The sequence below is a fragment of the Salinimicrobium maris genome, assembly GCF_049680855.1.
Classification (GTDB): Bacteria; Bacteroidota; Bacteroidia; order Flavobacteriales; family Flavobacteriaceae; genus Salinimicrobium.
Genome location: NZ_JBMPGS010000002.1, coordinates 405849 through 420582 on the forward strand (window position 1 = coordinate 405849; position 14734 = coordinate 420582).

The window sequence follows — 14734 nt, forward strand, 5'->3', positions numbered from 1 at the left end:
ATCTATTAATTCTAAAAAAGGAGTAAGGCATGAGCGGTTCCCAAAAAGTTAACTGGAAATCAATTTTTTCCCTATCATCTATAATATATACCGTTCTTGGTGTGATCTCTGCCCTTGTTGCACTTCAAGGCTTCATGATTCCCAATCATTTTCTCGACGGCGGAGTTACCGGAATTTCCATTTTACTTGAAGAAGTTTTTCATATTCCCTTTAGTGCCTCCCTTATCATCTTCAACCTTCCGTTTTTATACCTGGGCTATAGAAAGATTGGAAAAACTTTTAGTGTAAATGCCTCTTTAGCCATCGTTCTTCTCGCCATACTTATGACTTTTATTGCCATTCCCGAAGTGACCAATGACAAGGTTCTTATCGCGGTTTTCGGCGGATTTCTTATTGGATTGGGTATTGGCCTAGTCATTCGGGGTGGCGGTGTTATTGACGGACTTGAGATTATAGCCCACTATACCAACAAAAAAATAGGATTTTCTACCAGTGAGATCATCATGTGCTTCAATACGCTTCTTTTTATTGGAGCTGCCTTTGAGTTTGGGGTAGAAACTGCGATGTATTCTATTCTGGTTTATTACACTGCCATGAAAACTTCAGATTATGTGGTAGATGGCTTTGAAGAGTTCACTGCTCTTTCCATAATTTCCAAGAACTGTGGCGAAATTAAATCTATTATTGTGAATGACTTCGGAAAAGCAATTACAGTCTACAAAGGCGAAAGAGGATATCTACCTGAAAGTTTCCACGAAAGCCATGACTGCGATATCGTGATGACCATCGTAACCCGAATTGAAATTCACAGGATCAAGCAGCGAATTCAGGAATTGGATCCTGAAGCTTTCTTTTACGTACAAAGGATTAAAGAAGTAAAAGGTGGCATTGGGAAACATAACAACCAGGTTCATTAATGGCAGATTTTAAGCACATTTCAACCCAGCTATTAAAACATTTTGATTCCGCCCTGTCCAGTTGGCTAACCTATCACAATTCCACTCATACAAATTATGTTATTGAGCAAGCAGAGTTTATAGGTTTACAAGAAAAGCTATCCAAAAATGACATTTTACTCGTAAAATTTGCAGCGCTTTATCATGACTCCGGATTTTTAATTCAGCGGGAAGATCACGAGAGGCTTAGCTGCGAAATTGCTACCCGCGAGTTAAAACTTCATGGTTTTGATGCCACTGAAATTGATAGGATCTGCGGAATGATCATTGCTACGCACATTCCTCAACAGCCAAAAACGCATCTTGAAAAAATAGTGGCCGATGCAGACCTGCAATACCTGGGAACAAACAATTTTGAAGAGTTCAGCAGTAATTTTTTTAAGGAAATAAAGCATTTTCAGCCAGAATTAACCCGGAAAGAATGGGATCAAATTCAAATTGATTTTATTTCAAGTCATACGTATCACACAAATTATGGCAGAAAACATCTGGAACCCGTGAAACGGGAAAATCTGCAAAAAGTGAAACAGCGACAATCACATGGTAGAAAATGCTGAAGAAAGGCAACAGAGCCTTTACTAAAATAAGAGGTATTTTCACCTTTATTGAATAGGTTTAGATTCTAATAATAAAAAAAGCGCAACCAAAATACTCCGGTTGCGCTTTCAATTTTAATCTTCTGAAGATCCCTCGCTTGCGCTTGGAAAAGAAGTCATTAAATTGACCTACTTCACTTCTTCAAAGTCCACGTCTTCTACGTCGTCACCTTGCTTAGAGTCGCCTGCGGCTTCTCCTCCCTGAGCTCCCGTAGCACCTTGTTGTGGTCCTCCTGGTTGCCCACCAGCTTCGGCTTGCGCTTTGTACATTTCTTCAGAAGCTGTTTTCCATGCTTCATTGATCTTGTCCAAAGCAGGCTGAATGGTTTCAACTTCTTTAGTTTCGTACGCTTTCTTTAGTTCTTCCAAAGCATCTTCGATTGGCTTTTTCTTCTCATCAGAAAGTTTATCACCAAATTCCTTCAGTTGCTTTTCAGTCTGGAAGATCATAGCATCAGCTTCATTCAGCTTATCTACTTTTTCTTTGGCTTTTTTATCAGTTTCAGCATTTGCTTCGGCTTCCTGCTTCATTTTTTCGATTTCTTCTTCAGTAAGTCCTGAAGAGGCTTCGATACGAATGTCCTGAGATTTTCCGGTAGCTTTATCTGTAGCGCTTACTTTAATGATACCGTTGGCATCAATATCAAAAGTTACTTCAATTTGAGGTGTTCCTCTTGGCGCTGGTGGAATTCCATCTAAGTGGAATCTACCAATAGTTTTATTATCGGCTGCCATTGGACGCTCTCCCTGTAACACATGGATCTCAACAGATGGCTGATTATCGGCCGCGGTAGAGAATGTTTGTGATTTCTTAGTTGGGATCGTAGTATTTGATTCTATAAGCTTCGTATTCACTCCTCCCATGGTTTCAATACCCAATGAAAGCGGAGTTACATCAAGAAGCAGTACATCTTTTACGTCTCCGGTCAATACACCACCCTGGATTGCAGCACCAATCGCTACTACCTCATCTGGGTTTACACCTTTAGAAGGTTTTTTTCCGAAGAAGCTTTCTACTTCCTGCTGAATCTTAGGAATACGTGTAGAACCACCCACAAGAATTACCTCGTCGATATCACTTTTTGAAAGACCTGCATCGCTAAGTGCTTTTTGAACAGGATCCATAGAACGTTTTACCAAAGAATCGGCAAGTTGCTCAAATTTAGATCTTGTTAAGGTCTCTACAAGGTGCTTTGGTCCGCTTGCAGTCGCAGTTACGTAAGGCAGGTTAATTTCAGTTTGAGAAGACGAAGAAAGCTCAATTTTAGCTTTTTCCGCAGCTTCTTTTAAACGCTGAAGTGCCATAGGATCTTTTCTAAGGTCAATGTCTTCGGCTTTCTGGAAAGTATCTGCCAGCCAGTCGATGATCACCTCATCAAAATCATCACCACCAAGGTGCGTATCACCATTTGTAGAAAGTACTTCAAATACACCGTCTCCTAATTCAAGGATAGAAATATCGAATGTACCACCACCAAGGTCATAAACCGCGATCTTTTGATCCTGAGATTTTTTATCCAACCCGTATGCTAAAGCAGCTGCGGTTGGTTCGTTAATGATACGTCTTACCTTAAGTCCGGAAATTTCTCCGGCCTCTTTTGTAGCCTGACGCTGAGAGTCATTAAAATATGCAGGAACGGTAATTACCGCTTCGGTTACATCCTGTCCAAGATAATCTTCAGCAGTTTTCTTCATTTTCTGAAGAATCATTGCTGAAAGTTCCTGTGGAGTATATTTTCTTCCGTCTACTTCTACACGAGGCGTATCATTATCACCTTTCACTACTTTATAAGGAACTCTTCCTGCCTCTTTTGAAGATTCAGAATATTTGTTCCCCATAAATCTCTTAATAGAGGAAATGGTTTTGGTTGGGTTTGTAACCGCCTGACGTTTCGCCGGGTCTCCTACTTTTATTTCGCCACCTTCTACAAATGCAATTACAGAAGGGGTAGTTCTTTTTCCTTCGGCATTAGGAATTACCGTTGGTTCGTTCCCCTCCATTACGGCAACGCACGAGTTGGTAGTTCCTAAGTCGATTCCAATAATCTTACTCATAATTCTATAGGTTGTTATTTATTGTTCACTAATTTTTTTCAACATTCTCTAAAAGTCAATCATTATGCCAGCAGGAATTTTATGACAGGATGTCATAAATGGCATTTCAGAGGCCTTTTCTGCGGAAGAAGATTCTAAAATAAGCAGCGCTTTACTTTCTTTTTCCTCTTTATCTTCCTAAAGGATTATTACTTTTGCAGCCTAAATTGCAGGTATGGAAAGTATAAGTGTTTTTGACATGCTCAAAATTGGAGTTGGCCCTTCTAGTTCGCACACTTTGGGGCCCTGGAGAGCAGGAGAAAGATGGATCCAGGAACTTAAGAAATCCCAAAGATTTGATGAAGTTCAAAAAATTAGGATAGATCTTTATGGTTCTTTATCCCTAACCGGAAAAGGCCATGCAACAGATCTTGCTTCCATCCTGGGATTATTGGGTTATGACCCTGTCACAGTGCCTGTAGAGAACATCGATCCCGAAATCAATACTATTAAAACATTCAAACGTTTAAATCTTAATGGGGAGCGTACGATAGATTTTGACATGGATAAGGATGTTATTTTCAATAAAAAATTTCTTCCTTTTCATCCCAACGGAATGAAGTTTACCGCTTTTCTTTCCTCCGGAAAGAAAACGTTTTCTACATTCTATTCTATTGGCGGAGGTTTTGTCGTAAAAGAAGAACGCAGCCAGGCAAAGAAAAAAATGGCCAAATTTGCCGAATTTCCTTTTCCTATCACAAAAGGAACAGATCTCGCAGCTTTTTGCAAACAGGAAAACAAGAAAATTTCTGAAATTGTTTACGAAAATGAAAAATCTCTTCGAAGCGAAGAAGAGATTGATGCAGGTCTTAAAGCTGTTTGGGATGTCATGCTGGAATCAATGTATATTGGCTGTCATACGGAAGGAAAACTTCCCGGCGGACTTAATGTGAGACGAAGAGCTTATGATTCTCATCAAAAACTAATAGGAGACCTGGAATATGATTCTCCGGAAGAATGGATTGAAGCCATTCGTAAAACCGAAGTTAAATTCCGCAGCATTCTAAAATGGGTAAGCTGCTTTGCCCTGGCGGTAAATGAAGTAAATGCTTCATTAGGAAGAGTAGTGACCGCGCCCACAAACGGAAGCGCTGGTGTGATCCCGGCTGTGCTCATGTACTATCTTACCATAGAAAATCATGACGCCGGCTTTGATAAAATAAAACAATTTTTACTGGTAGCCGGCGAAATTGGCAGTCTGTTCAAAAAAGGTGCGACCATTTCGGCAGCCATGGGAGGTTGCCAGGCAGAAATTGGCGTCTCTTCTTCCATGGCGGCAGGTGCCTTAACTGAAGTTTTGGGTGGCACACCAGCGCAGGTAATGATGGCCAGTGAAATAGCCATGGAACATCATCTTGGGCTTACCTGTGATCCTATAGCGGGGCTCGTACAAATTCCATGTATAGAAAGGAATTCCATGGGAGCCATTAAAGCCATCAACGCCGCAGAACTTGCCCTTGACAGTGATGCTTCTCACGCCAAAGTGCCTTTAGACAAGGTAATTGAAACCATGTGGGAAACTGCAAAAGATATGAACTCCAAGTACAAGGAAACTTCAGAAGGCGGACTGGCAGTAAGGGTTAGTTTGAGTGATTGCTAGGGAAAAGTTAGATCTTAGAAGTGAGAGATTAAATTCTGGAAGTGAAAAACAGCTACTTTGCTTCAGTTGAAAAGTTCAGCATTCCCTGTTCCCTGTATCTTACCTATTTCGGATTGTTTCACATCCTTCTTTTTTCCTGGTATCCACGAGATAGATGATTTTCCATTCCCCGTTCATTTTATAAAGCTGAAAATAATTTACACCGCAATGCTGTAGCACTTCATTTACGAATAATGAATATGGGGTCCAGGCCTTTGCCATATCTCCTTCAATTTCTATATCGTATGAATGTAACTGTTCTTTAAAGTTTGTCGTTGCCGGAATTGAAACTATTGACTTTAGAAATTGCGAAAAATCCTGATTTTGTAGCACTGCTTCCCCTTGTGGATTTTTTCCAATAGATTGCATTAGAACCCCATCATTTACAACAGATTTCATCATTAGAGAATCCCTGCTATGAAAACCTTCAAAAAAGGTATTTACGACCTCTTTTACTTTTTCTTCCTCTGAAACTTCCTGAGCAAAAGCAGAAAATCCAAAAACAGAAATAAATATAGTAATCACAAGGTTCTTCATATCCTTTTGTTTGAATGTAGAAAGCTAATTTAGTACTTTTACCTGAAATTTAAACCACACCGAATGTCAGTCGCAAAAAAGGAATATAAACGCATCACCACAAAATCTCTTGTGGAAATGAAGTCAAATGGAGAAAAGATCTCCATGCTTACATCTTATGACTTTACCATGGCAAAAATAGTGGATGGTGCAGGCATTGATGTAATTCTCGTTGGTGATTCTGCCAGTAATGTCATGGCGGGCCATGAAACTACCCTGCCTATTACTCTTGACCAGATGATCTATCATGCAGCCAGCGTGATTCGGGCCGTCCAGCGGGCATTGGTGGTGGTAGATCTTCCCTTCGGGAGTTACCAAAGTGATCCAAAGGAAGCTTTGCGTTCGGCTATTCGAATAATGAAAGAAAGTGGCGGACATGCTGTAAAACTTGAAGGTGGTAAAGAAATAAAAGATTCAGTAAAGAGAATTCTCCACGCCGGAATTCCCGTAATGGGGCACCTTGGGCTAACTCCGCAGTCTATCTACAAATTTGGCACTTACACCGTTCGTGCCAAGGAAGAAGCCGAAGCTGAGAAGCTGAAGAATGATGCCCTTATGCTCGAAAAAGCCGGTTGTTTTGCCCTGGTCCTTGAAAAGGTACCTGCAAAACTTGCAAAAGAAGTTGCCGAAAGTCTTACTATCCCCGTCATTGGAATAGGTGCCGGAAATGGCGTTGACGGCCAGGTTTTGGTGGTCCATGACATGCTGGGAATGACACATGAATTTCACCCACGGTTCCTGCGCCGCTATGCAGATTTGTACAGTGAAATGACAAAAGCATTTGAAGGTTTCAGGGATGATGTGAAGAGCAGAAGTTTCCCTTCAGATGAGGAACAATATTAGAACTACGAAGTAAAAAGTACAAAGTTAGAATTTTCACGAGCTAGTTACAGCACCGCACGTTCATTTCGGGGGAAGTTGTTTTTCTTTAATCAGAATCATGAAAATAGCAAAGGCTATCTTACTGACCATTTTGCTTGTTCTTCTTGAAATGGGAATTCAGCTGCTGTTTTACCTTATTTTTGATACTGTAATAAGTTCAAAACATGGTGGGCATGTGCTGGGGACAGCTTTAGTAACCGCCCGGATAGTTGCTTATTCCACAATTTTTTATTTCTTCTGGAAACCTCATTTAAAGAAAAACCTTTTTCGGCCAAAAAAGATTGATCTGTTCATCATTTTATTGCTATTGCTAATAACCCTGGGAACAGAATTTATCAACCGCCCCTTTGCCGATTTAGACAGGATCTTTTCGCATACACCTGCAAACTTCAGCTTTAACGGGTTTAGCACCTATAGAATTTACACAAGTATTACAGCGCTCTTCATTGCACCTGTACTGGAAGAAACGTTTTTCAGAAAGTTTTTACTTAGAAAATTGCTTCAGGAAAACGGCTTTCTGATGGCGCTGTTCACCACTTCACTCCTATTCTCTCTCATTCACTGGGAGACACCATTGAACTTGATTCCGGCCTTTCTCTTTGGGATCATAAGTGGAATAATCTATCTAAAAACCGGAAGAATTATTTATTCCATGCTGTTACATTTTCTATACAACGCTTTCGGGTTGATGCTGTTTATTTACGCCGATTTGCATGCCAATTGGCTCAACTGGCTCAACTTTGGAATTATATACTGGAGCCTATTTATCTTCGGAATTATTTTAACTTTAGTAGCACTAAAGCTGATTCCTTCAGTTAAGACAAAAAGATTTTCGGAAATATGAGAATTAGGTTTTCAAAAAGGCATTTAAGAACAGATTTTCTTTTAGGAGGATGTTTTTTCGCATTAGGCTGCCTTGGCTTTGTATTTCAGAATCCTTTTCTAAGTTATGGTCTTTCGGCCGTGGGAATTCTAAATCTTGTCCAGTATTTTTATAAAAGAAAAGAAAAATATTTAGAGATTAGCAACAATGAACTAATACTGAATATCATCTTTCAGAGAAAGAAAAAAATCAATTTAAAAGAGGTAACCCGTGTTAAAAAATTTGCCGGCGAAATCACCTTTTTCGCATCTTATGGCCATCTAAAAATCAACACTGATTTAATAGCTAAAGAAGACCTTTGGATCCTGGAGAACGCTATTGCTTCCGTAGAAAGAAATCTTGGAAAAGATGTCTTCTTAAATGCTACTATAAAACCCAGTAAAAATCCACTTTTTGACTAGTAAAATAATTTCTACTCCACAGAATCTTCAGGTCCTTCATGAGGACAATCATTTAATTGTGGTAAATAAACGGCCGGGTGATATCGTTCAGGGTGATAAAACAGGAGATCTTCCGCTAAGTGAGGTTGTAAAAGAGTACCTTAAAATTAAATACAACAAACCAGGGAACGTATACTTGGGTGTAGTTCACCGCCTTGATCGCCCAACCAGCGGAATCGTACTTTTTGCTAAAACCTCCAAGGCGCTTCCACGGCTTAACAAGCTCTTTAAAGAAAAAGATGCGAAAAAGACTTATTGGGCAATTGTAAAGAATGCGCCGCCACATTCAGAAGGAACACTGATGCATTTCATGAAGCGCAACCCCAAACAAAATAAATCTTACGCCCACATCAAAGAAGTACCGGATTCCAAAAAGGCCATTTTGGAGTATCATTTATTAAAAAAGCTCAATAATTATTACCTACTCGAAATAGACCTTCACACGGGAAGACACCACCAGATAAGAAGTCAATTATCATCAATAGGTTCTCCCATAAAAGGAGATCTCAAATATGGGTTTGACCGCAGCAATAAAGACGGGAGCATTCACCTTCACGCAAGAAGGCTGTCTTTTATGCATCCGGTGAAAAAAGAGCCCATTAATATTATTGCGCCTCCTCCGGAAGATCCTCTTTGGGATGCTTGTTTTACTTAACGATCAATCCATTAATCCGTTTCTGGATGATTTCGGCAACGGGTTTGCTGTCGATCTTGCTTTCCAGCCAGGAAAGAATGTCAAGGTATAGAAAAGCTCTTCGCTCAAAAGGATGATCTTCATATTGCTTTAATCTTTGATGTAGATTCTTAAATTCCTGCTTGATTTCCAATGGGGAAACATCGGGTAAATTTCGAAGAAATCTTATCATTTCTTTCTGAACCTCATGAAGATCGTTCATTTTGATGAGGAATTTATAGGTAGATTTTATAAGACTCTCCAAATAATAATCCATTCCGGCTTCATAATGTGCTACCAGGTTTAGAATTCTGGCGAAACACATAAGGTCTTCCCGCATTTCCAAAGACTTATTATTGATGATCTTTTTTAAATAAACAATGCATTTCTTGTTATCCCCATCACCAAAATATAAACAGGCGATTTTGTAATAAAAGATCATAATGTGATGCTCGTCAATCCTGCTGCGGAATTTCTTGATCTTCTTCTCAATTTTTTCTACCAGTGGTTCGCCATTAGAAAAATCCCCTTTCATGAACCTTAAATTTAATTTATTCGAATAGAGGTATAGAAAAGCAAGCGCAGCAATATTGTCGTCATCAGGAATCTTGGGATCCTTTAAGTTGTTATCCAGATTTACTAGCACCTTTTCAAACAAAGTTGTATGACCTAAATAAAATAAAGATTCCAGCAAGTAATGATTTCCTTTTAGGTAAGAAACCGGGTGTACAGAGATTAAATGTGGATACTCGTTAAAGAGCTCATTCCACTTAGAGGAATAACGGTAACAGGAGAGAAAATCCTGTGAAATAAAACTGTACCACAAAGAAGCCTTGTAAAGCCATAACTTTTCACGAAATCCGAGTTCTTTAAAGTCATACTCCGGAAGACCTTTTTGAAAATCTTCTTTTATTTTTATTGCTTCGGCTTCTGTTCGTGCGTAGCCCATTTTCAAGAAAATCCCGTAAAGATGAAGCGAAAGATTTGAGAGTTTACTGGCGATAAGATTTAACCGGCTGAGCTCTTCAGTTTCCTTAATAAGAATTTCTGCGCGGTTTTCAATGCTGCGGGTAATGTATTGTGACTCTATGATCTTTTCCCAATCCAGAATTTCATAAGCAACATTTTTTTCTTCATAGTACAATGCCGTGGACTTTACCTTATCAAGAAGTTTAAGACTTTGCTTATACAAACCTTTACGATATAGGATTACTGCAAAATCAAGTTGTTCCCTTATATGAACCGAAACATTCTGGTGTGAAGGGTTCAGCCGCAGACTAATTAAAATTTGTTTGTATAAATGGGCTTTTACATTAGACAACTGGCGTTTACTGATTCTTGTATTCTTCAGAATTTGTTGCTCATCATATTTTTTGAGCCTCGACATTACCTTAAACAAATTCAAAAACTTGCTGTCTGCATTTACTCCAATTCTTCCAACATAAAGTGAAAATTGCCTTTTTTCTGAAGGAGATAAAGATTGAATTAAAGAAAAAAGGTTGTCGGTTGATTCGTTGGTCATTGTAAAAAGAAAGATTTTAACTTATTGAACATCATATATTTACACTTTATAAAACTCCTGTCAATTATCGTAATGACCTTTCCTGGATTTTCTTCATTGGAGATTATAACCGATACATTAGTTAAAGATAAAGTAAAAAAATTCTCTTATGAGCACAGAAAAGGTAGAAATTTTTGACACAACATTACGTGATGGAGAACAGGTTCCTGGCTGCAAATTGAATACAAACCAAAAGTTAAAAATCGCTGCGCGCCTGGATGAAATGGGTGTAGACGTTATCGAAGCTGGTTTTCCCGTTTCCAGTCCCGGAGATTTCAAATCTGTTACTGAGATCTCAAAAATGGTAAAAAACGCTGCAGTTTGCGGACTTACCCGTGCGGTTAAAAAAGATATTGAAGTTGCGGCAGAAGCGCTGAAATTTGCTAAAAAACCACGCATTCATACTGGAATAGGAACTTCGGATTCTCATATAAAATACAAATTCAATTCTACCCGTGAGGGTATAATTGATCGTGCAATTGAAGCAGTTTCCTACGCTAAAAAGTTTGTTGAGGATGTAGAGTTTTATGCCGAGGATGCCGGACGTACAGAAAATGAGTTTTTGGCGAAGGTTTGTACCGCTGCCATAAAAGCTGGTGCTACAGTCTTAAACATACCTGATACTACCGGTTACTGTCTTCCCGAAGAATATGGTAAAAAGATAAAATATCTTAAGGAAAATGTACCCGGAATTCATAAGGTGAGAATTTCCTGCCATTGCCATAACGATTTAGGCATGGCCACAGCCAATGCCATTGCCGGGATCTCAAATGGTGCACGTCAAATCGAATGCACCATCAATGGTATTGGAGAACGCGCGGGGAATACCTCTTTAGAGGAAGTGGTAATGATTCTAAGGCAACATCCAACCTTAAATCTTACAACAGCCATTAACCCTAAATTCCTTTATGACACCAGCACGATGGTTTCCCGGGAAATGGGAATGCTGGTACAGCCAAATAAAGCTATTGTAGGCGCTAATGCTTTTGCTCACAGCTCTGGAATTCACCAGGATGGAGTGATCAAGAACAGAGAAACCTATGAGATCATAGATCCTGCAGATGTTGGTGTGACAGAATCTGCCATTGTGTTAACGGCCCGCAGTGGTCGTGCTGCACTTGCTTATAGGGCTAAGAAGATGGGGTATGATTTAACCAAGCTTCAGTTAGATTCGGTTTACACTGAATTTCTGAACTATGCCGATGTAAGAAAAGAAGTCGTCGATAATGACATTCATGAGATCATGGAGTTGTCAAGAAAAAACAGAGCAATCGCCTAATGAGAAAAACGTTATTTGATAAGATCTGGGATGCGCACGTGGTAGAGTCAATTCCCAACGGGCCAGACATCCTGTATATTGATAAGCATTTAATACATGAAGTGACGAGCCCACAAGCCTTTAATGAGTTAAAGGAGAGAAATATTCCCGTATTTAGAAGCGAAAAAATTATAGCCACTGCAGATCACAATACTCCCACCGAAAATCAACATTTACCGGTGAAGGATTTATTGTCTCGTCACCAGTTGCAGGAACTGTCTCAAAACTGTAAAGAAAATAATATTACGCTCTATGGACTGGGACATCCCTACAACGGAATTGTTCATGTCATGGCTCCTGAACTCGGAATCACCCAACCCGGAATGACCATGGTTTGTGGCGACAGTCACACCTCTACTCACGGAGCTTTTGGAACCATAGCCTTCGGAATTGGGACAAGCCAGGTGGCTCAGGTTTTCGCCAGCCAGTGCGTGTTGGTGGAAAAACCTAAAAAATTGCGTGTGAATGTGAATGGAAAACTTCGGAGAGGAGTTCTTCCCAAGGATGTGATCCTGTACATCATTAGCAAACTGGGTACGAATTCAGGAACCGGATATTTCTGTGAATATGCAGGAAATGTCTTTGAAGAAATGTCTATGGAAGGCAGGATGACCGTATGCAACATGAGTATTGAAATGGGTGCAAGAGGCGGTCTAATCGCTCCAGATCAAACCACTTATGAATATGTGAAAGGCCGCGAATTTGCTCCTAAAGGAGAACAATTTGAAAAACTTAAAGCTTACTGGAAAACTTTAAAAACCGATAATGATGCCGAATTTGATAAGGAATATTCCTTTGATGCTGAAGACATAGAACCCATGATCACTTATGGTACCAATCCTGGTATGGGAATCAAAATTTCTGGTGCCATTCCTGTTGAAGCAGGGAAAAGTGACACAAAAGCCTTGGCTTATATGGGCTTCAATCCTGGAGAATCTTTATTGGAAAAGCCTATCAATTACATCTTTATTGGCAGTTGTACAAATTCCAGAATTGAAGATTTTAGAATGGCAGCTTCTTACATTAAGGGAAAAAGAAAAGCAGAGAACGTGAATGCACTTATCGTTCCTGGTTCAAGGCAGGTCGCGGAACAGATCAAAGCTGAAGGCTTACAAAATGTTTTTGAGGAAGCAGGTTTTGTACTTCGCCAGCCAGGTTGTTCCGCTTGTCTTGCAATGAATGATGATAAAATACCTGAAGGCGAATATTGTGTTTCCACCAGCAACAGAAATTTTGAAGGAAGGCAGGGCCAGGGTTCCAGAACCATTCTTGCGAGTCCGTTGACTGCTGCTGCCACGGCCATTGCCGGGAAATTGATCAATTACACCGAAAGCCTCAACTAATGGAAAAATTTATAACATTAACAGATACGGCAGTTCCTTTAGAGATCGAAAATATTGATACCGACCAGATTATTCCTGCCAGATTTTTAAAAGCAACAGACAGGGCTGGTTTTGGAGAAAATCTTTTTAGGGACTGGAGATTTGATAAAAACGGAAACAAAAACCAAGATTTTACTTTAAATGATCCTACTTATAACGGAACAATTTTAATTGCCGGTGACAATTTTGGTTGTGGTTCAAGCAGAGAACACGCTGCCTGGGCCCTTAAAGCCTACGGATTCAAAGTAGTAGTTTCCAGTTATTTTGCAGATATTTTTAAAGGAAATGCTTTGAATAATGGATTACTTCCGGTACAGGTAAGTCCAGAGTTCCTGGCAATCTTATTTTCAACAGTTACTAAAAATCCTTCCGAAGAAATTACAGTTGATCTGGAAAATCAGAAAATTGAAATTGCCGGTACGGGAGAAGCTGAAAGTTTCAGCATTGATCCGTATAAAAAAACCTGTCTTATAAATGGATTTGATGATATTGATTATCTCGTGAGCAAGTTAGATTCTATAAAAAAATACGAAGAAAAAAAATTCAGTTATGAAATTAAAAATAGCAGTATTGCCGGGTGATGGAATAGGCCCGGAAATAACAGAACAGTCGGTCAGGGTATTAAAGGCCGTTGCCGAAAGATTTGATCACGACTTTTCCTTTGACAAAGCAGTGGTGGGTGCCGCTGCAATAGATCTACTGAATTCCCCCCTTCCCGAAGGAACACTGGAATTATGTAAAAATTGTGATGCAGTTTTATTTGGTGCCATTGGAGATCCAAAATATGATAATGATCCGGAAGCGAAGGTAAGGCCAGAGCAAGGTCTGCTTAGGCTTAGGAAAGAACTGGGATTGTTTGCCAACATTCGCCCCGTAAAAACCTACCAGAAACTTCTGGATCAATCTCCTTTACGTCCCGAACGAATTGCCGGGGCAGACATAGAAATTTTTCGGGAATTGACCGGTGGAATCTATTTTGGTGAAAGAAATACGGCTGAAGATGGAATAAGTGCGACAGATGTGTGCACTTATTCTGTACAAGAAATTGAAAGAATTGCTCATCTTGCTTTTAAAGCAGCTCAAAAGAGAAGAAAGAAACTTACCCTGGTAGATAAAGCCAATGTTTTAGAAACCTCCAGGCTGTGGAGGAAAACCGTGACAAATCTTTCTAAGGAATATAGGGGCGTTGAACTTGATTTTCTTTTTATTGACAATGCAGCGATGCAAATGATATTGAATCCTACTCAGTTTGATGTGATCTTGACCGAAAATATGTTTGGAGACATTCTTTCTGATGAAGCCAGTGTTATTGGTGGCAGCATTGGTTTACTGGCTTCAGCTTCAATAGGAAAAAGATATGCTATGTTTGAACCCATTCACGGTTCATACCCTCAGGCCACGGGAAAAGGCATTGCCAACCCTTTTGCCTCTATCCTTTCTGCAGCAATGCTTTTGGATCATTTCAATTTAACTGAAGAAGCAGAAGCAGTACGCAAAGCTGTAGAAGTTAGTATCAATCACAACATTTGCACTCCAGACATCAATAAATCCAGCGAGTATGGCACTAAAAAAGTCGGAGAATTTATTGAATTAAATATATCGGACCCCGACAACCAGATCATTAATGATGAAAACGTAAGCCTCGGACAAATGACAATTATTTAGCTTGTTCTTTTTACTTTTTCTTTTTTCAAGACCTCTCATCAACCAAGGTTTTAGCCAACATGAGAGGTT

The 14734-nt window shown here is 39.6% G+C and carries 14 protein-coding genes; 11 read left to right on the top strand and 3 right to left on the bottom strand.

Going from position 1 to position 14734, the window contains the following annotated elements:
* The first annotated feature begins 29 nt into the window (after positions 1-29).
* Together ACOV1Q_RS07330 and ACOV1Q_RS07335 are read left to right on the top strand one after the other, a co-directional pair.
* Complete coding sequence (locus ACOV1Q_RS07330; protein WP_424493742.1) at positions 30-917, top strand: YitT family protein; 888 nt, start codon at positions 30-32, stop codon at positions 915-917.
* The gene (locus ACOV1Q_RS07335; protein ID WP_424493743.1) at positions 917-1513 is read left to right on the top strand and encodes an HD domain-containing protein; all 597 of its coding nucleotides are present in this window, start codon (positions 917-919) and stop codon (positions 1511-1513) included. Before ACOV1Q_RS07330 ends, ACOV1Q_RS07335 begins: the two co-directional genes overlap by 1 nt.
* Before the next feature lie 168 nt (positions 1514-1681).
* Here ACOV1Q_RS07335 and dnaK read toward each other — a convergent pair whose 3' ends face one another.
* Positions 1682-3607: a molecular chaperone DnaK gene (gene dnaK, locus ACOV1Q_RS07340; RefSeq protein WP_424493744.1), complete on the bottom strand. Its 1926-nt coding sequence runs from the start codon at positions 3605-3607 to the stop codon at positions 1682-1684.
* Between the two features lie 214 nt (positions 3608-3821).
* Between dnaK and ACOV1Q_RS07345 the strand changes: the two genes are divergently transcribed.
* Positions 3822-5246 (top strand): L-serine ammonia-lyase, encoded by a 1425-nt coding sequence (locus ACOV1Q_RS07345; protein WP_424493745.1) that lies wholly within the window; start codon positions 3822-3824, stop codon positions 5244-5246.
* Positions 5247-5345: 99 nt separating this feature from the next.
* Here the strand turns inward: ACOV1Q_RS07345 and ACOV1Q_RS07350 are convergent, their stop codons facing one another.
* Positions 5346-5822, bottom strand: a complete 477-nt coding sequence (locus tag ACOV1Q_RS07350) for a nuclear transport factor 2 family protein (protein ID WP_424493746.1) — start codon at positions 5820-5822, stop codon at positions 5346-5348.
* Between the two features lie 63 nt (positions 5823-5885).
* Between ACOV1Q_RS07350 and panB the strand changes: the two genes are divergently transcribed.
* The 4 genes from panB (at position 5886) to ACOV1Q_RS07370 (ending at position 8721) form a co-directional block, all read left to right on the top strand.
* A complete protein-coding gene (gene panB, locus ACOV1Q_RS07355) occupies positions 5886-6704 on the top strand; it encodes a 3-methyl-2-oxobutanoate hydroxymethyltransferase (protein WP_424493747.1) in 819 nt (272 codons plus the stop codon).
* A 97-nt stretch (positions 6705-6801) separates the two neighbouring features.
* Positions 6802-7587 carry a CPBP family intramembrane glutamic endopeptidase gene (locus ACOV1Q_RS07360; protein ID WP_424493748.1) on the top strand — a complete coding sequence of 262 codons (786 nt, stop codon included), beginning with the start codon at positions 6802-6804 and terminating at the stop codon, positions 7585-7587.
* Positions 7584-8027 carry a hypothetical protein gene (locus tag ACOV1Q_RS07365; RefSeq protein ID WP_424493749.1) on the top strand — a complete coding sequence of 148 codons (444 nt, stop codon included), beginning with the start codon at positions 7584-7586 and terminating at the stop codon, positions 8025-8027. Before ACOV1Q_RS07360 ends, ACOV1Q_RS07365 begins: the two co-directional genes overlap by 4 nt.
* On the top strand, positions 8020-8721 hold the full coding sequence (locus ACOV1Q_RS07370; RefSeq protein ID WP_424493750.1) for an RluA family pseudouridine synthase: 702 nt from the start codon (positions 8020-8022) through the stop codon (positions 8719-8721). Before ACOV1Q_RS07365 ends, ACOV1Q_RS07370 begins: the two co-directional genes overlap by 8 nt.
* Here the strand turns inward: ACOV1Q_RS07370 and ACOV1Q_RS07375 are convergent.
* A complete protein-coding gene (locus tag ACOV1Q_RS07375; protein WP_424493751.1) occupies positions 8714-10261 on the bottom strand; it encodes a hypothetical protein in 1548 nt (515 codons plus the stop codon). The genes ACOV1Q_RS07370 and ACOV1Q_RS07375 overlap by 8 nt on opposite strands.
* Before the next feature lie 148 nt (positions 10262-10409).
* On the opposite strand from ACOV1Q_RS07375, the gene ACOV1Q_RS07380 reads away from it, so the two are divergent.
* From ACOV1Q_RS07380 to leuB, 4 genes are read left to right on the top strand one after another with little or no spacing between them, the layout of a single operon-like run.
* Entirely contained in the window at positions 10410-11579 is a 1170-nt protein-coding gene (locus ACOV1Q_RS07380) for a 2-isopropylmalate synthase (RefSeq protein ID WP_424493752.1), read from the top strand.
* Complete coding sequence (leuC, locus tag ACOV1Q_RS07385; protein ID WP_424493753.1) at positions 11579-12961, top strand: 3-isopropylmalate dehydratase large subunit; 1383 nt, start codon at positions 11579-11581, stop codon at positions 12959-12961. The genes ACOV1Q_RS07380 and leuC overlap by 1 nt, the downstream gene beginning before the upstream one ends.
* Positions 12961-13581 carry a 3-isopropylmalate dehydratase small subunit gene (gene leuD / locus ACOV1Q_RS07390; RefSeq protein WP_424493754.1) on the top strand — a complete coding sequence of 207 codons (621 nt, stop codon included), beginning with the start codon at positions 12961-12963 and terminating at the stop codon, positions 13579-13581. The genes leuC and leuD overlap by 1 nt, the downstream gene beginning before the upstream one ends.
* On the top strand, positions 13550-14665 hold the full coding sequence (gene leuB, locus ACOV1Q_RS07395) for a 3-isopropylmalate dehydrogenase (RefSeq protein WP_424493755.1): 1116 nt from the start codon (positions 13550-13552) through the stop codon (positions 14663-14665). The genes leuD and leuB overlap by 32 nt, the downstream gene beginning before the upstream one ends.
* Positions 14666-14734: the final 69 nt, after the last annotated feature.